At 43.7% G+C, this 17,940-nt stretch carries 19 protein-coding genes; 3 read left to right on the top strand and 16 right to left on the bottom strand.

Going from position 1 to position 17,940, the window contains the following annotated elements:
• From KIV41_RS22055 to KIV41_RS21985, 15 genes are all read right to left on the bottom strand, one after another.
• The coding region (locus KIV41_RS22055; protein WP_285337689.1) for a flagellin at positions 1-605 on the bottom strand (605 nt) is incomplete at its 3' end.
• 496 nt (positions 606-1,101) lie between these two features.
• A complete protein-coding gene (locus KIV41_RS22050; RefSeq protein ID WP_010446723.1) occupies positions 1,102-2,256 on the bottom strand; it encodes a flagellin in 1,155 nt (384 codons plus the stop codon).
• Between the two features lie 404 nt (positions 2,257-2,660).
• Complete coding sequence (flgL, locus tag KIV41_RS22045; protein WP_010446722.1) at positions 2,661-3,851, bottom strand: flagellar hook-associated protein FlgL; 1,191 nt, start codon at positions 3,849-3,851, stop codon at positions 2,661-2,663.
• Positions 3,852-3,864: 13 nt separating this feature from the next.
• A complete protein-coding gene (gene flgK, locus KIV41_RS22040; protein ID WP_071235550.1) occupies positions 3,865-5,781 on the bottom strand; it encodes a flagellar hook-associated protein FlgK in 1,917 nt (638 codons plus the stop codon).
• A 167-nt stretch (positions 5,782-5,948) separates the two neighbouring features.
• Complete coding sequence (gene flgJ, locus KIV41_RS22035; RefSeq protein WP_252041686.1) at positions 5,949-6,875, bottom strand: flagellar assembly peptidoglycan hydrolase FlgJ; 927 nt, start codon at positions 6,873-6,875, stop codon at positions 5,949-5,951.
• 18 nt (positions 6,876-6,893) lie between these two features.
• Positions 6,894-7,985, bottom strand: coding sequence for a flagellar basal body P-ring protein FlgI (locus KIV41_RS22030; protein WP_010446716.1), 1,092 nt, complete (start codon positions 7,983-7,985; stop codon positions 6,894-6,896).
• Between the two features lie 45 nt (positions 7,986-8,030).
• Positions 8,031-8,810: a flagellar basal body L-ring protein FlgH gene (flgH, locus tag KIV41_RS22025; RefSeq protein ID WP_171359203.1), complete on the bottom strand. Its 780-nt coding sequence runs from the start codon at positions 8,808-8,810 to the stop codon at positions 8,031-8,033.
• Positions 8,811-8,837: 27 nt separating this feature from the next.
• Positions 8,838-9,626, bottom strand: a complete 789-nt coding sequence (gene flgG / locus KIV41_RS22020; protein ID WP_005382032.1) for a flagellar basal-body rod protein FlgG — start codon at positions 9,624-9,626, stop codon at positions 8,838-8,840.
• 18 nt (positions 9,627-9,644) lie between these two features.
• Entirely contained in the window at positions 9,645-10,394 is a 750-nt protein-coding gene (locus KIV41_RS22015; protein WP_010446701.1) for a flagellar basal body rod protein FlgF, read from the bottom strand.
• A 299-nt stretch (positions 10,395-10,693) separates the two neighbouring features.
• A complete protein-coding gene (gene flgE, locus KIV41_RS22010) occupies positions 10,694-12,007 on the bottom strand; it encodes a flagellar hook protein FlgE (RefSeq protein WP_010446697.1) in 1,314 nt (437 codons plus the stop codon).
• 31 nt (positions 12,008-12,038) lie between these two features.
• A complete protein-coding gene (gene flgD, locus KIV41_RS22005) occupies positions 12,039-12,746 on the bottom strand; it encodes a flagellar hook assembly protein FlgD (RefSeq protein ID WP_010446696.1) in 708 nt (235 codons plus the stop codon).
• 17 nt (positions 12,747-12,763) lie between these two features.
• Positions 12,764-13,177 (bottom strand): flagellar basal body rod protein FlgC, encoded by a 414-nt coding sequence (gene flgC, locus KIV41_RS22000; protein WP_038886574.1) that lies wholly within the window; start codon positions 13,175-13,177, stop codon positions 12,764-12,766.
• 5 nt (positions 13,178-13,182) lie between these two features.
• Positions 13,183-13,578 (bottom strand): flagellar basal body rod protein FlgB, encoded by a 396-nt coding sequence (flgB, locus tag KIV41_RS21995; RefSeq protein WP_010446694.1) that lies wholly within the window; start codon positions 13,576-13,578, stop codon positions 13,183-13,185.
• A gap of 319 nt (positions 13,579-13,897) precedes the next feature.
• Positions 13,898-14,725 carry a protein-glutamate O-methyltransferase gene (locus KIV41_RS21990; protein WP_010446693.1) on the bottom strand — a complete coding sequence of 276 codons (828 nt, stop codon included), beginning with the start codon at positions 14,723-14,725 and terminating at the stop codon, positions 13,898-13,900.
• An 11-nt stretch (positions 14,726-14,736) separates the two neighbouring features.
• On the bottom strand, positions 14,737-15,663 hold the full coding sequence (locus tag KIV41_RS21985) for a chemotaxis protein CheV (protein ID WP_010446692.1): 927 nt from the start codon (positions 15,661-15,663) through the stop codon (positions 14,737-14,739).
• 76 nt (positions 15,664-15,739) lie between these two features.
• Between KIV41_RS21985 and flgA the strand changes: the two genes are divergently transcribed.
• From flgA to KIV41_RS21970, 3 genes are all read left to right on the top strand, one after another.
• Positions 15,740-16,486, top strand: coding sequence for a flagellar basal body P-ring formation chaperone FlgA (gene flgA / locus KIV41_RS21980; RefSeq protein WP_038886578.1), 747 nt, complete (start codon positions 15,740-15,742; stop codon positions 16,484-16,486).
• A gap of 126 nt (positions 16,487-16,612) precedes the next feature.
• Positions 16,613-16,927 carry a flagellar biosynthesis anti-sigma factor FlgM gene (flgM, locus tag KIV41_RS21975; protein WP_010446690.1) on the top strand — a complete coding sequence of 105 codons (315 nt, stop codon included), beginning with the start codon at positions 16,613-16,615 and terminating at the stop codon, positions 16,925-16,927.
• A gap of 28 nt (positions 16,928-16,955) precedes the next feature.
• Positions 16,956-17,381: a flagella synthesis protein FlgN gene (locus KIV41_RS21970; RefSeq protein WP_010446689.1), complete on the top strand. Its 426-nt coding sequence runs from the start codon at positions 16,956-16,958 to the stop codon at positions 17,379-17,381.
• A 122-nt stretch (positions 17,382-17,503) separates the two neighbouring features.
• Here the strand turns inward: KIV41_RS21970 and flgP are convergent, their stop codons facing one another.
• Positions 17,504-17,935 (bottom strand): flagellar assembly lipoprotein FlgP, encoded by a 432-nt coding sequence (gene flgP / locus KIV41_RS21965; protein WP_010446688.1) that lies wholly within the window; start codon positions 17,933-17,935, stop codon positions 17,504-17,506.
• Between the last annotated feature and the right edge of the window lie 5 nt (positions 17,936-17,940).

The raw sequence follows: 17,940 nt of genomic DNA, 5'->3' as shown, positions 1-17,940 counted from the left end.
CTGTCTTTTAGCGAGATAGTAAGGTCTGCTTTGTCGCCAGCAACCGACCAGTCTTTACCTTTACCGTTTTCAGCGACGTAGCTGCTGCCACCCATCATTTTGTTGTCTGAGCGCATGTCTTTTAGCTCAAGCATTACTGCTTCGCCATTATCAGCACCAATTTGGAAAGATTTCGAACCATGTGTGCCGTTTAGCAGCTTGTTACCACCGAACGATGTCGTTTCAGCGATACGGTTAAGCTCATCGTTTAGTGCCGTTACTTCTTCCTGAATCGCAACACGCTCCGCTTTAGAGTTAGAACCATTAGCAGATTGTAGAGATAGGTCACGCATACGTTGTAGGATGTTGGTTGTCTCATTCATTGCACCTTCAGCCGTCTGTGCAATTGAAATACCATCATTCGCGTTGCGCACCGCAACGTCTAAACCACGGCTTTGAACATTCAAGCGGTTCGAGATTTGAAGGCCCGCAGCGTCATCTTTTGCGCTGTTGATTTTGAAGCCTGAAGACAAGCGCTCCATTGAAGTTTGTTGAACTGAGTTTGCATTGTTTAGGTAACGCTGAGCGGTCATCGCCGATACGTTTGTATTTACATTCACTGCCATGGTGATTTCTCCAATTGATTTTCCGATAAAGCGGTTTCCGACGTCTCGGAAAACCAAATAGTTCTCTCAAAGTTACCCTTATAACGACGTCAATTTGAGAAGCTTTAGAAAAAAAAAGAGAAAAATAGCAATGCGAGATTCGAACGACAGTTTTGAAAAAATAGTAAAAAAAACACTAAAGTTTTAATAAGATACGTCGAGAATGGCTCTTAGGTATGATCAATATACGATTAAGAAAAGGAACCACCAGAATTGGTTCACTAGGAAAGAAAAAGAAAGCCCCTTTTCCTTTGAGAGAACCGGGGCTAGGTTGGTAGCCAGAGCCTATGTGGAGATCAAGAGAAATGAACACATATCCGACATACCGGGTGCAACCTTACATTGAAAATGATTGGCAGGTGAGAGATGAGAGAGCCGCACATTCTATTGTAAAGTCGCTTGCCAAAAGCCTGTATTCCCATCCACGTCTGAATGTATTGAGTACAGGCTAGATAAACTACTGCAATAGTGACATTGCAGAGTTTGGCAACTGCTTTGCTTGAGCAAGAATCGAAGTCCCTGCCTGTTGCAAAATTTGAGCTTTAGTCATTTGCGTCGTTTCTTTCGCAAAATCTGTATCTTTAATTCGACTATTCGAAGAATCTACGTTTTCTTGAATGTTAGCCAAGTTGTTAATGCTGTGACTTAAACGGTTTTGCTTCGCACCTAAATCCGCACGCTGTGAATCCACATACTTCAGTGCGGCATCCAAAACACCAATCGCATTCTGAGAACCTTGAACCGACGTCATATCGATATCTTGCACTGTGGTTGCAATAGGTTCACCAGTGAATCCTAGATCAGATGCTAGACCACCTGAAATTGAGATATCACCTTGTACATTTGGTTCTGCAATGAAAATTTGTAGTTTGCCATCTTCACCGACAGATGCGTTGATCAAATCTGATTGACCATTGATGTATGTCGCTAACTCTTCAATGTCGTCACCGGCCTTTGCTGTGATTTCGATATCAAGGTCAACCGTGTTACCTTCTTCATCCTGCCCCATGCCTGGTAAAGTAATCTTTAAGTCAGCTTTATCTGCTGCGACGCCCCAATCTTTACCTTTACCATTTTCAGTCAGGAATGTTGTACCACCCATGCGATGATCGTCCGCACGAATACTGGTTAGCCCCACAATCATAGCTTCACCAGAACTTGAACCAATTTGGAATGCCGCTTCACCAAATGTACCATTTAGTAGACGACGACCACCAAATGATGTGGTTTCAGCGATACGGTTAAGCTCATCCTGAAGTGCATTTGACTCTTCATTAATTGCTTGTCTTTCCGCTGGTGAGTTCGTACCGTTTGCCGACTGAATGGCAAGGTCACGCATACGCTGCATGATGGATGTCGCTTCATTCATTGCACCTTCTGCTGTCTGTGCAATGGAAATACCATCGTTCGCGTTGCGCATCGCCACGTCCAGACCACGGGACTGAGCTGTCAGACGGTTCGAAATTTGTAGACCAGCAGCGTCATCTTTTGCGCTGTTAATCTTATGACCTGATGACAAACGCTCCATTGAAGTATTGAGTTCGTTTGACGCTTTATTTAAGTAACGTTGTGCGGTCATCGCAGAAACGTTAGTACTAACCGTTACAGCCATTTTGCTCTCCTTTTGAGTTCGCAAGCTTTGCGAAGCGGCCAGCTTTACTCTCATTTGGAAAAGCACTGACCGTAAAAATTACTTGCTAAAGCTGCCTACTAGGCAAGGTTTAGAATCCGTAAATCTATTCTGACCACATAGATACAATATACATGCCAACTTTAATAAAAAATAATCAAAATCAGCAAAAGCCTTTATCAGCATAGGGTTACAATAAAGCCAGCCCCATTAATTCCGCCAAAAAATACGTTGAGTGGCATTGCCCATCCCAACAAATACATCATTCCTGATGAACCTCCCCCAAACTTTGCCGCTTTGGGAAATAACATGCCGCTTATTTATCTCTCGCACTTAAGGCATTGCACATAAGGCATAGAGAGAAGCGCCGCTGCACGCATCGATATTTAGATGTAGTTAAATAACGTTAAGTCTTTCGTCTTACCAAAAGCTTGCTGCGATGCTTGCAGTGCTCTTGTGTTTTCCGAAAATTCAATAACAGCCTTGGAATAATCTAAGTCTTCAAAATTACTCTTTGATTTGGCCAGAGAGAGATTGAAGTCTTCATGATTCTGCTCTTGAATATCTAGCGTACTCAGTCGAGCACCAACATCGGTTCTTGCTTTGTTTAAATGAATAAACGCCGCCTGAAACTCTTCTGTCATCTGATGAAGCTGTGCTGTTGCCGAGGCATCGGAAACTGATTCATCAGACCATTTAGCGGTATCTCTGAATGTATCGAAGATACTAAAAGTCTTGCGCGGCTCAATCGTAATGCTGTCTCCGGCAGTGACTTGCCCTTTCAGTTGGATGCTCACCCCTTCATATTTAATGCCATCAATTGGTGAGTAGTCATCAACTTGCACAACACTTCCGTTCTTTTCCAATTGATAACCAAATTTACCATTGCTCATATCAACAAAAGTGAGTTTGAAATTGGATTCATCTCTTGAGCGAGTTGTTGCGCTGCTTAGTAAAAGCTCAGATCCTTCCTGCAACTCGTATTTAGGCTCAAAGTCACCAAACGGGTTAGGAATATCCATGAATAGCTTACTACCAGGATCACTCGTTGCCATTTCTATGTTCGACGAAATGCGCATTTTCCTTTGATAGTCATCACCGGTATATGTGACCGTGCCATCAAAGTCTCGGAAAAAAGGTTGGTTTTTCGGCTTGGTGCCAGCAAAAACGTAGTTGCCTGCTTCATCTTGGGAGTTAACTAAAGCGAGGAAGTTATTGGAGACTTCTTCCAACTCTCGCTTTTTTGCCTCACGATCTTCTGGCGACATCGCACCGTTGATCATTTCCATACTTAAGCGCTTAGCATCGTCGGCAAACTGCTCGGAGTTAGCGATAGTAACCTCATGATGCTCGAGTCTATTACGCACTAAAACAATGGCATCCAAATACTGTTTTAGTTGCTCTTCTTGCTGACCAATACTTTGGATGTAGTGAGTCGCTAGTGGGTCATCACTCGGTTTAGTTAACTTCTTACCGGATGCTAATTGTTCTTGATTATGATGAACTTTGTTTTCTTGACGACGAAGATCATTCTGCACTGATTGATAGTTATGGAAGCTAGAAATTCGAGTTAACATTTATTCTCTCCTCCTATCGCAACTGAAGAATGGTATTAAACGTATCGTTTGCCGCCTGCATAATGCGTGAGGAGGCCATATACGCTTGTTGAAACTTCATCATATTCGCAGCTTCTTCATCCAGATTTACACCGGAAATAGACGCTAATCGCTCTTGAGCAGATTCGTTTTCTAGACGAGCAACATCAGACAAGCGACTTGCTGTAGAGGCTTTAAGTCCAACGTTGGTATTCAAATTTTGATAGATATTCAAAATGGTCGCTTCTTTGCCATCCATTTTTTTATCTGTTTGAATATGAAGCATTTTCCTCAAGTTACCGTTATCACCCTCTGAAGGAACGAGGTTTGCCGTAAATTTATCATTCGCTATAGCGCCAGACGACAGCTCAAATACTGTTGCCGAGCCATTTTTATAGAGCGGATGTTCTGGCGGTAATGTTACTGATACCGGACCTGATGGTGGATACGCCTGAGGTGGCATCACAACATTGCCGCTGGTATCTGTTACAGCAAATTGGTCTCCCATCGGAGAAACAACGACCTCAAATTCACGCAGGTCACCAGCATCGACAATTTCGAATGTGGCTTTGCCTTGTGCAAAGGTCGTGGACGCTTCATAACTTTGAGCCGCAATTGCCTTTGGATCGTTAGTTTCCATCTGAATCTGCGCAGCACTGCTTCTAGTTGGGCGAATTAACACTTGCTCACCCACTTTAGGCTCATTACGAACTTCGACGCGCATGCCATCAAGATAAAACGCTTTACCTGACGAATCTGTATCAACTTTCACTGTTTCGCCGTTAGGCTTGGTGATGCTATAGCTATTGCCGTCGTAACGTAATGCGTACTCACCACCTTTTAATTGGCTCAAATCATTGATATAAACCGCCATATCAGCTGTCGATTGAGCGGATGTGACCACTCTCGACTTTGCGAGCAATTCTGAGTTTACATCAGTAAAAATCAGCTCACCAACGTTGCCATATAGATCTAACCCTTGGCTCTGTAACTGGTTTACTTCATGAGAAAATGCGGTAGCTAGACGACCAAGCTCGTCCATTATGTATGGGATTTGCTCATCTCTCATACTTAGCATGGCGCCTATTTTTCCATCTATGTCATCTGATTTAATTGGTTTTATTCCGCCACCTTCAACCATAGCCAGTCGACGCTGGTGAACATCAGGGTAACCATCAATCATTTTGAGTTGACTCGCTTCCGTACCAGATACCAATGTATGGCCATTACCGATATGGACATTAAAGCCTTCAGCATTCTTGCGCGGAGTCACTGTCACCTTGGTATAGTCAGATAACTCTTTGATTAACTTTTCATGTTGGTCCATCAAATCGTTATGAGGACCAGGCGAGCGCATCATCAATCGATGTACATCACGAATCTCAACAGCAAGCTGGTTAACACGCTCAATACCCATGTCGAGTTTACGGTTGGTCACGTCAGACTGTTGTCGAACTGTCTCATGAAAACCATTTAAGGTTTCACTCAACAGTTTTGCTTTCTCAAGTACCACTTTACGTGCACCAATATCATTTGGTGTATCCGCTAAAGTTTTTACCGCGTCAAACCATTCGTTAAGGTTCTCTGGAATTTTCTTTGAGGCAACAGATGAGAGCATGCTAGAAAGCAAATCGAGGTCTGCTTCTTTATCTAGCTTATTCGCGTAGTTCGTTGTGGACAGGTTCAACTCTTTAACGGCAAATTCATCCCATGAGCGGCGAACATTTTCCACATGCACGCCCATGCCATAAGTCGAACCACCAAATTGTCTAGGATCATTGGTACCTTGGATGACAGACTGACGGCTATATCCCTCGGTATTAACATTCGAGATGTTATGACCTGTGGTATTTAGCTGTCTCTGAGCGGTAAGTACACTTTGAGTACCTACATTCAGCAGATCTGACGCCATAAATGCCCCCAACAAACAAAATAAAATCGGTATTGACCAATCACCTAATTAGAAGATTAGCAAAAGGCGTGCCAGCATAGACAAAACGGCAAACAGAAAGAAAAAGAAAGGCTTGCACCATGGCAAGCCTTATCAAAGAGGAGGAGTGCATTCAAAATCGTTATAAATTACATACTTTCGATTTTTTGCTTCACCTGCAGCACTTTGTCTGCGTAATTTGGGTCGGTCGCGTAACCAGCACTGTGAATACCGCGAATAAATGATTCTGAATTGCCTTGATGCTGAAGTGCTGTCTCATAGCGAGGGTTGTCGTTTAAAAAACGGACGTAGTCATTAAAGCTGTCTTGGTAGCTTGAGTAAGAGCGAAAAGCGGCGGTCTCTTTTACTGGGGTGTTATCATGAAACTCCAGAGTTTGGGTAGTAACTTTATCCCCTTGCCAACTTCTGTCTGCTTTTATATTGAATAAGTTATTACTACTACCACGAGCATTTTTAACCATCTTTTGCCCCCAGCCAGTTTCTAGCGCTGCCTGTGCAATTAGTAGAGATGGCTCAACACCCAAAGCTTTTGCTGCGCGATCAGCGTATGGCTTCATTGAATTAACAAAAGACTCCGGTGTATCAAAGCGTGCGGATTCTGAACTTGGACGCGATAACTGACCGGATTCTATTAGACGCTGCTCTATTTCACGTGCTTTCTTCGGATCGACGCGACGATATTCAACAGCATTGTTGGCCGCATCGCGCATTGCCGTTTCAGTTTTGTCGTCACCTTGACCAACCGTTAATTGCTTAACAATCATATCAGCGAGTCCCATCGAGCCTGACGCACTTAAATTGCTCACCATCTGCTCATCCAGCATTTGACGGTAGAACTTTTCGTTTTGGCTATTCATGAAGTTAGACTCAAAGCCTTCATTGGCTTCACGCATCGACTTCAACATCATTGAGGTGAAAATAGATTCAAACTGACGAGCTGCCGCGCGCAACGCTTCTTGCTCACCATCTTTGCCCTCTTTCACGGCCTTTTGGCGCAAAGTATCAAGTGAGCTAATGTCATGAATAAAGCCAATATCGTTAGGATTGTTCACCATGGTTTTCCCCCTAATCGATTAGATGATGATCAGCTGGCCTTCAATAGCACCAGCTTGTTTCAATGCTTGTAGAATCGCCATCAAGTCAGAAGGCGCAGCGCCGACCTCATTCACGGCTCTAACAAGATCATCCAATGTAAGTCCAGGCTCGAACTTAAACATTTTTCCCTGTTCTTCAGTGACTTCGATATCTGAATCAGGCACAACCACGGTTTGTCCTCCAGAAAAACCATTTGGCTGACTTACATTTAAGTTCTCTTTAATTGCAACGGTCATTCCACCATGAGTCACTGCCGCTGGTTTAAGTCGAACATGCTTACCAACAACAATGGTACCTGTTCGAGAATTGACAATGATTTTTGCTGCTCCATCTGCCGGATCAAACTCAAGGTTTTCAATCGCAGAGAGGAATGCCACTCGCTGGCTAATATCACGTGGCGCGCGAACTTTTACTGACGTAGCATCAACCGCGTTTGCCATTTGAGGGCCTAAAAAGTTGTTCACTGCGTCAGCCATGCGCTGCGCTGTAGTAAAATCAGAATCCAATAAGTTGAAGGTAATAAAGTCACCTCGACCAAAAGGTGTCGGGACTTCACGCTCAACCATTGCTCCGCTAGAAATAAGTCCTACTGTTGGGTTATTACCCACTAACTTGGAACCATCCGCGCCTTGAGCACTAAAACCGCTCACGACTAGGTTACCTTGCGCTACGGCATAAACTTGCCCGTCAAGGCCTTTAAGAAAGGTCTGTAGCAACGTGCCACCACGAAGGCTTTTCGCACTACCGATAGAAGAGACCGTCACATCAACTTGTTGGCCAGGTTTCGAAAATGGAGGCAGTTCAGCTGTCACCATTACGGCAGCAACGTTCTTGATTTTTGGCTTAGTACCCGGTGGTAATTGAATACCAAAGTTCTGCAACATTGCATTAAAGCTTTGTTCTGTAAAAGGGTTAGACTCACCTGTACCAGGTAACCCCGAAACCAAACCATAACCGACCAACTGGTTACTACGTACCCCAGCAACTTGTGCAACATCTTTAATTCGTGCAGCTTGTGTCGATGCCGAAAATAGAGCGACACTCATCAACAGTAGTACGATTCTTTTCATGATTACCTTTCTTATGCAGTCAAATTGCCGTCAATTTTGCATTTGTTACAACGATACATTAAAGAATCGTGCCAAAAATCCAGGCTCTTGCATATCTTGCTGGATTCCTGTGCCAGAGTATTGAATTCGCGCATTCGAAACGCGATTAGATGCGATTGTATTGTCGAAGCTGATGTCATCCGGACGGATTGTGCCGCTTAGACGAATATACTCATCGCCAGTATTCAAAGTCATCCACTTTTCGCCTCGGATAACCAAATTACCGTTAGCTAAAACTTCAATCACCTCAACAGTAATGTAGCCACTGATGCTATTACTTTGCTTAGAAGAAGCATCACCAGCAAATGTATTACTATTACTTAAATCATAAGAAAAGTTGTATTTGCCACCGACTTGCAGCTCTTGACCGCCCACTGATAGAGGATCCATCGTCGCATCGTTAGACTTAGACAAATCTGCGTTTGCACTTTTCGTTGCACTGGTTGTCTCGTCTAAGGTGACTGTAATAATATCGCCGACACCACGAGGCTTAGAGTCATCGTACAAGTCGGAAATGTGGTCTGCGCTAAACAGCGACCCTGTTGCTGCTGCATAATGCTCTGGCTTTTGTTTAGGGTGAATCGGTGCCCAGGCAGGATCACCCGCTATAGGATCAGTCCTACCTCTTAGCGTATCAACCAGACCATTACTTTCATCTTGAGATTTATCACCTTCAACCGCATCAACTACCGTTGTCGCTTGCGATACTTCATCCGTTTCAATTGGCTCTAACATTGAACAACCAGACATGGTTAAAATCAGTGTAAGGAGAGAGATACGTTTCATCTGAAGGCCCTCAATTCGAATTAGTCGTTATAGTTGCTGGTTGACAAAGCTCATCATCTTATCGACAGATGAGATAACTTTAGAGTTCATTTCATAAACTCGCTGCGCTTCGATCATGTTGACCAACTCTTCAGTCACGTTCACGTTAGAAGCCTCTAGCATGGATTGACGAATTTCACCTAAGCCATCTAGACCCGGAACCCCCTCTTGAGGATCACCACTTGCTCCCGTTGGTAGGTAAAGGTTTTGGCCAATTGGTTCTAGACCACCTGGGTTAACAAAGTCTGTAATAGTTAACTGGCCAACGACCTGGTTATCTTGCTGACCACGAACACGTACAGATACCTCGCCATCAGTACCAACAGTAATAGAGATCGCATCTTCTGGGATAACAATTTCTGGCTCAACAGGGTAGCCAGAACCCGACGTCACTAATGTACCTTCACCGTTCAAGGTGAACTGGCCATTTCGCGTGTAACCAATATTGCCGTCAGGCAGAGTCACTTGGAAAAAGCCATCACCCTCGACCATCATATCTAGCGCGTTGGTAGTTGTTTGCGCATTGCCATGAGTGTGAACTTTTTGAGTAGCAACCACTTTAGAACCAGCACCCAGCATCAAGCCGCTTGGTAATTCTGTGTTTTGTGAGGACTGACCGCCTGGTTGATTAATATTCTGGTAAAACAAATCTTCAAATACGGCACGACTTTTTTTGTAGCCAACCGTTGAGGCGTTTGCCAAGTTGTTGGAAATGGTTGCAATATTGGTCTGCTGGGCGTCTAGACCTGTTTTACTTACCCATAGTGCTGGATGCATAGTAAACCTCTAACTCAATTAACTCATACGAAGCAGTGAATCGGACGACTTGTCCATCTCTTCAGCTGTGCTCATCATCTTGACCTGCATTTCAAATTGACGCTGTAAATCAATCAAAGCGGTCATCTCACCTACGGCATTGACGTTACTACCTTCAATCGCACCTGTTTGGATGCTTACTGATGCGTCTGCTTCGTAAGGTTGGTTTGGAGTTTTATGGCGAAATAAGCCATTGATATCTTTAAAAAGTCCTTGATCGTCAGTACGAACTAACTTAATACGATCAACCACTTCTAATTCTTCAGCCGGAGCACCTTGTGGAAGTACAGAGATGGTGCCATCACGACCAATTTCTATTTTGGATAATGGTATAGGGAGTGTAATTGGCGCATCATTTTCACCAAGTACAACATGGCCCGAGCTATTGGTTAGCAAGCCGTTTTGATCAACTTTCAGGTTACCATTGCGCGTAAGACCTTCTTTGCCCATCGGATCGAGAACTGATATCCACCCTTGGCCTTCAACCGTAATATCTAGGTCGCGCCCGGTAGTAATCACACTGCCCTGAGCAAAGTTATGCCCCGGCCGTTCTGTCATACTAAAAACACGTGAAGCGTGGCCTTCACCATAGGCTTGCATTGAACGAGCTTGTGCTAAATCAGCACGAAAGCCTGTTGTGCTCACGTTAGCTAAGTTATTAGCACGCAATTGCAGGGCTTGCATATTCTGCTTAGCGCCACTCATTGCGAGAAACAGTGCGCGATCCATAAATTACTCCAAAAGTCTCTGTACTAAGGAGTAAAAGCAATAGTTATGCCAACATTAAAATAATGTTATTAATCAAAAACTTGAATATAAAATGAGAATTTCAGATGGCAATTCGGGATGAATCAACCAAGAGAGAGGCAATACTTTGATCCGCCTAGCGGCAACAGCGGCAAACGAGAGATCAAAGCATGCTCAACCAGAATCGAGGTTTATTCTGGTTGAGCATCAGATGAATGTCATGATGTCATCAAACGAAGCGGCAAACGCACGTAACGTCTGATTAAACAAAGTATCCTGCTCTAGCGAATCTGCAGGATATTTTGTTGTAGCTGGTTATGCACTTCTAGCGCACGCGAGTTGGCTTGGAAGTTACGCTGAGCAGAAATCAGGTCCACAAGCTCTTGAGTCATATCGATATTTGATTGCTCAAGCATACCATTATCGATAGTTCCGAAGGAGCCCTTGTTTGACTCACCCCAGATCTTGTCACCAGAGAACTGTGTTGAATCCCATTGAGTACCGCCTTTCTTATCCAAACCTTGCTCGTTAGGTACACGTACAAGTGCAACACGGCCTAAAGTGACATTTTCACCGTTAGAATAAGTACCTAGCACACTACCGTTTTCATCAAAATCGATCTTTGTTAGGAAACCCGTTGTTGCGCCATCTTCATCAAACTTGGTTAGTTCAAATGGTGCGGCAAATTGGGTCGCTGAGTCCAAACCAAAGTTCAGAGTCTGAGCAGGATCAGCGCCGTTAAGATCGACAGGTGAACCGTTAGTCGCAGGGTCCCCAAGTCCAACAGAGATTATTGGCTGGCCATTATTTAAACTTGCCAAAGTACCGTCATTGTTAAACCGCATAGTATGGCCAACGTGACCACCAGGAGTTGTCGCATCACCATTTGCAACACTTAACGGTTTCTCACCCGTTTTATCTGTCACGGTATAGTAGGTTTGCCATGTATTAGGCTGAGTCTGATCTTTCAAGTAATACGTAGTCAACTTGTAAGATTGGCCCATGGAATCGTAAATTGTCGATGACGTTGAACGGTTATATGTATCTGGGTCTGAGAAATCAAACTGAGTTGGATCTTTAAGATCACCATTTGCTGGCAAGTTTACCCCAACCTCAATATTTGCGGTCTGCTTCGGTTTACCGAATTCAGCCGGAATATTGATTGGTTGTGGTTCATAAGATGAAACTTCACCTGACTCAGGATTTACTTGGTAACCAAGCAAAAACTCATCATTCGCCGTAACCATGTAGTTGTCTTTGTTTAAATGAAATGCACCATTTCGTGTCATCTCATTTTGTTGCGGAATCAAGCGATCTTTCGCTACCGAAAAAAAGCCAGTACCTGATACACGCAAGTCCATTGGATTATTAGTATAAATACTTGAGCCTTCGTGGAATTGCTGAGCTACTTGGTTTGCTTGAGCACCACCACCAGGTGTGGTTTTAGCATTGGTAAATAGCGAATTAGAATATACATCACTAAACTCTGCACGAGACTCTTTAAAGCCGTAAGTGTTCGCGTTAGCAATGTTATTACTGGTAGTGTTTAAGTCCAGCTGAGCTGAAGACAAACCACTTAAAGATACATATGACATTTCAAAATCTCCTAATCTGGCTAACGCTCAATTACGCCTTGCCTACCTCTAGTACTTCAGCAAGTCGAACTGGCGATTCAAAGCCAGCCAGGTTGAGCAGTACGTTACCATCACCCTTACCAAGCAATACACTGTTTACATTCGCGTATGTTGACACAGGAAATTCTTGTGACTCTCCCTCAATCAAGCCAGACGCTTTTACATTGTATTTGCCAGCAGGCAACGGGTTACCGTTTTCATCATTTCCGTCCCAAACCACACGTGTATCTCCAGCAGGCTTCGCACCAACCTCAAAGGTACGAACCAGTTGGCCAGCTTGATTCTCAACACGGACAAATAGATTATCCAGAGCTTGAGGAAGCTTAACCATTGCTGCCATTGCAGCATCATCTGTTTTTACACCAGCGGCACCAGGCACCAATACATCACGCCCAACTAATGAAGAAGCTTGTAACGCTTGGTTAGAAGTCATTGACGAGTTCAAGCTCTCAAACTGAGAGTTCATCTTGCCGATACCATCTACGGTCGCAAATGAAGCCATTTGCGCAATCATCTGGTCGTTGCTAACCGGCTTAAAAGGGTCCTGCTGAGAAAGCTGCTTAGTCAACAGGGATAAGAAATCTTCTTGTTTAAGATCCTGCTTACCTGTTGTTTCGTCAGGCTTTTTGTTCTCTTGTAAACTCTTAAGCTGATCAACATAGGACAAGCCGCTTTGACCAACGTTATTAAATCCGGCCATACGCTACCCCCTTATCCCTATTGACCCATCTGCAGCGTACGCAGCAGCATTTGTTTGCCTGAATCAGCTACTTGCACGTTCGTTTGGTACGCACGAGAAGCAGAGATCATATTTGCCATTTCTTCCATCACATTAACGTTTGGCTTATAGATATAGCCTTCGTCATTTGCAAGTGGGTGATCAGGGTTATACTCCGCATTGAGAGGTTTATCGCTTTCAACAATACCCAAAACTTGAACAGGTACAGTATCACCGCCTCGCAACGCGTGACTTAACTCGGCACCAAAGACAGCGTGACGGGCTTTGTAAGTATCTTTTGCTGAGCTACTTACACTGTCCGCATTGGCTAAGTTACTTGAAGTTGTATTTAGACGAACAGACTCAGCGCTCATTGCAGAACCTGTTACATTGAAAACGTTAAATAAGCTCATCTAAATTATTCCCCTTTGATTGCCTTGGTTAAGTTCTTAAATTTACTACCTAAAAATTCGAGTGATGCTTGATGTCGAATTTGGTTTTGCATAAACAAGTTACGCTCTAGATCCAAATCAACCGTGTTGCCATCGCCCGTATCTGGCTGAGTAGGTAAACGATATAACTTGTCCCCGACCAACGTAGTAGTGGCAGGAATGTGCCGACCATCTGTGCGGCTAAGACCAATGCTTGCCCCAGAAGTTGCCGCCTGCAATTCCTTAGCAAAGTCTAGACCTCTTGATTTATACCCAGGCGTGTTAGCTTGCGCGATATTGGTGGAAATCACCTCAGCGTTGCGCTCACGTACGCCCACCGTGTATTGGTGGATGCCTAGTGCATTGTCAAAAGATATAGCCATGTTTGCCTCTACATTAAGAACTGACCGTTATTGATAACTTAAAAGCAATTAGCGTGCCAAAAGCATAACATGCTGTTTTGCCACTTTGGTTATCGACGTAATGGATTGCAATAAACAAGCCAAAATGAATGATGAAATGTCATATCAAGTCAGTTAATCAATCTAACTCACTAAAAATATACACCCTATATTCATGCACAGGCAAAAGAACCCTATGCATAAGATCAAAACGCGGGAAAGAATGGAAAGAAGAAGATGAAACACTAGAAAAAGAAAAGCCTGACAAAAAGTCAGGCTTAATAAGTATTAAAGCAGTCCGCTATTTTAGTTTGTAAATGATGCCTGGATTACAACGCACCATTTCAAATCGATCCGTTAAACCGGTTAACGACTCTGACGCGCCAAGCAGCAAGTAACCACCAGGGTTCAAGCTATTGGCCATTTGGTTCAGAACCTTAGACTTCATCTCTGGAGAGAAGTAGATTAGTACGTTGCGACAAAAAATAATGTCAAACTTACCAAGTAAGGCATAGCTATCCATTAAGTTCTGCGGTCGAAAGTTGACTAATCGCTTAACGTTATCTTTAACCTTCATACGACCATCGCCAGCATCTTCAAAGAAGTTGCGACGACGCTCCGGTGAGAGTCCTCGTCCCAAAGCCAAGTTGTCGTATACGCCTGTGCGGCACATATCAAGCATGCTCGCTGAGATATCGGTTGCTGTAATAGAAACACTAGGCAACAAACCGGGTTTGCGTTGCTGAGTTTCCAATACCGTCATAGCCATCGAATATGGCTCTTGACCTGATGAACTTGCTGCCGACCAGATTTTTATTGGGCGTTTGTTCGCCGCCACTTCAGGCAATAATTTGTCAGCTAAAACCGTGAACGGGTAAGTATCTCTGAACCACAATGTCTCATTGGTTGTCATGGCATCTACAGCAGCCACACGTAACTCACGATTACGTCCAGTCACTACATCACGAAGCAGATCAGAAAGTGACGCTAGCTTGAACTTTGTCACCAAAGGGCTCAAACGACTACGCACTAGATACTGCTTACTATCACCTAACACAATACCGCATTGTGATTCTAGAAAACGGCTAAAGTCACGATACTCTTGATCACTGATTGTAATAGCAGTCATTAATGTCTCTTTTACTTAGTTAAAGCAGATTTAACCGCGTTACCTAATTCGTCCGGGTTAAATTTCGCAATGAAAGAGTTTGCGCCAACACGCTCAACCATCGCTTGGTTGAATACTCCACTTAGTGAAGAGTGGAGAATTACATAAAGATCTTTAAGATCAGCATTGCGACGAATTTCCGCAGTCAGCGTATAGCCATCCATCTCAGGCATTTCAATATCAGAAATAACCAAAGATATTTGATCGTAAATACTGCCCTGCTGAGCCATCTCAATCAACTTATTATACGCTTCTTTACCGTCTTTGACTGATACGACTTCAAATCCAATTGAAGTAATTGCACGTTCAACCTGCTTACGTGCCACTGTAGAATCATCAGCAATCAGGATTCGACGTACAATTGCTTTCTCTTGCTCTGCTTGAGCAATCTCTTCACCGATAGTGCTATCCATTGTTTCATCAACAGGCGCGATCTCAGCAAGAATCTTCTCAACATCAAGAATCTCAACCAACTCATTATCGATATTGGTCACAGCTGTTAGATAATTTGCTTTGCCCGCACCATCAGGTGGCGGCAAAATCGCTTCCCAGTGCATATTGATGATTCGTTCAACTGAAGTCACCAAAAACGCCTGAATCGTGCGGTTAAACTCTGCAATAACAACAAAGCATTTTTCAATATCAGTGGTTGGGCGACCGCCGATAGCCAAGCTCAAATCAATAACCGACACTGTATGGCCACGGATATGAGCGACACCTTTAACCAGCGGGTGTAGGTTTGGCATAGAAGTCAACTTAGGGCATTGTAGTACTTCTTTTACTTTAAATACGTTGATGCCGTAACGCTGTCGTCCCATTAGCCGAAAGGTCAATAGCTCCAATCGGTTTTGGCCGACGAGTTGCGTACGTTGATTCACCGAATCAAGAATCCCCGTCATATGCTCATCTCCATCTCAAACTTTTTGGTTTTAAATGATACTCTACATCTGGCAGCACGATACCAAAAAAAACAGTATGGCGTATTTTAATACTAGTTGGATACCAATTTCTATGAATATATGTAGAGTGTTCTATACAAATCTCGCTAAGTCTATCGGCATTTTACTCATTATGTTTAGTTTTTTTGCGCATTCAGCGACAGAAAATCAGATCGAGCAGATAAAAGTAGCGGCAGAGAACCATATTCTAACAACGGTTCCCCACCCAGAGGGAGGGAATTTAAGTGTTAATGCGGCAAATATTGATCAACGTATCAAAGCAACAGACTGCCCCGAGCCGCTCGCGACCTCTGCCTCTTCGACAAGTAGCACAAGAAGCAATATCAACGTTCTTGTTGAGTGCCCTACCGATGATTGGAAAGTGTACGTTCCAGTTCGACTGTCAGTTTCAATCCCGATGGTCGTCTCTGCTCGGCCTTTAGCTCGGGGGGAAATGATCTCCTTATCGGACGTTAGGATCACAATGATCGAACTTCAGAGATTTAGGAAAGAAGGCTTTTCTGAACCTAGCCAAGTTGTTGGAGCCAAACTAAAACGTAACGTTCGCTTAGGAGATGTGGTAGAACGTAACGATATTTGTGTGGTATGCCGAAACGAAAAAGTAACCATTAGAGCAGTAAAGTCAGGAATGACGATCACCACTCAAGGTACTTCACTGCAAGATGGTGGAACCGGAGATCAAGTGAGAGTGAAAAACGATAAGTCTCAGCGTATAATTGAGGGAATAGTAACTAATGCAGCAGAAATAACGGTTACATTTTAAACCGAAATCTGCCACTATTCGTTAGCAACAAACCGTGCAAATATAGCGCAAAAAAAAGCTAAAGTTTTACACGCTCCGGTCGATAGTGTGGATACCAATACTACGACATGACTAAAAGGTTGATATATGGCAGGTATAGACAACATACGTTCTGGACAAATAATGACGACAACAAGTCGTACTCCAGCACGTAGCGATTCTAGTACCACCACAAGTACAGAATCGAAAAAATCCACTGTGGCTCAAGACGCAGTATCACTTAGCAAGCAAGGCAAAGCTGTAAGCCAAATGCATCAAGACCTCGCAGCTTCGCCAGCGTACGATAGCGCTAAAGTTGCTGCGATCAAAGATGCGATTGCTAATGGTTCATACAAAGTTGATCCTGAGAAATTAGCTGACAACATGATCAAGTTTGAAAATGAGCTAAAAGCCGAAGGTTAACTGGCTTAGTTTGTAAGGTAACTCCAGTATGGCAGCACTCGTCGATTTGGTTAATTTCCAACTTGAGAACGCGAAAGCTTTATCTCAAGTACTTCAGCAAGAAACACGTGCAATTGCTTCTCGTGTATCTGCTGATATCGAAAAAGTTGCCAAAGAAAAAATGACCCTCATTGATCAACTTCGTACAACCGATCAGCGTATTGCCTCTCACCCGCATGTCAATCAACTTACCGAAGATGAACAGCTAAGCCAAACGGTCAAACAAATACAGTCGATAGTCTTAGACTGCCAGCAAGTGAACCACGTAAATGGAGAGTCTCTTAACCGAGCACAATCTAGCTACAACAAACTCAACAACATGCTCCAACGTACCCACGGTAAAGTAGGTATGACTTACAATGCTGGGGGTAAGACTCACACTATCTCCACGCTAGGCACCAATATCAAAGCCTAAACCACCCAAATTCTTACCTAACCAATGGCTACAACAACTCAGAATGTCGCCTATAAAAAAGCGACCGATTGTTGCCAATCAGCCGCCCGCTAAGATTATCTGATAAACAAAGCTTGTTTCAATTAAAACAAGGTCTGCTGACGCTTCTCAGGAACTTGTTGTACTTCTCCATAGTCACGTAGCTTATCCATCTTACGGATATCAAGGCGAAGCTCTGTTACGTAACTATCTTCAACAAGGTAACTACGCACTACTTCGGCACCACGAATAACGCCATCAACCGCACCTGAGGTACTCTCGACACCCAATCTTTGATCTTCTAGCTCAGCACGACCACTCACGCGCATGCCGTAAACCTGCTCTGCAAGCTCGCGATACGCATCAATTTTGGAGGCACGCATCGCACGAACACGTTTCTCTTCAATAGTACGCCCTGTTTGCTCACTAACACTTGCATAACCGACCGCTACCAAAATTTCATCTTGGCGCATTTGCTGTAAAGGCTGGCAACCCACCAGCACCAATGTCGCGATAATAAATAATAACTTGTTCATTTCGG

Source organism: Vibrio sp. D401a (assembly GCF_030248515.1).
Classification (GTDB): Bacteria; Pseudomonadota; Gammaproteobacteria; order Enterobacterales; family Vibrionaceae; genus Vibrio; species Vibrio rotiferianus.
The sequence above is the reverse complement of the archived record's forward strand: the minus strand, read 5'-3'. Positions and strand labels throughout refer to the sequence as shown.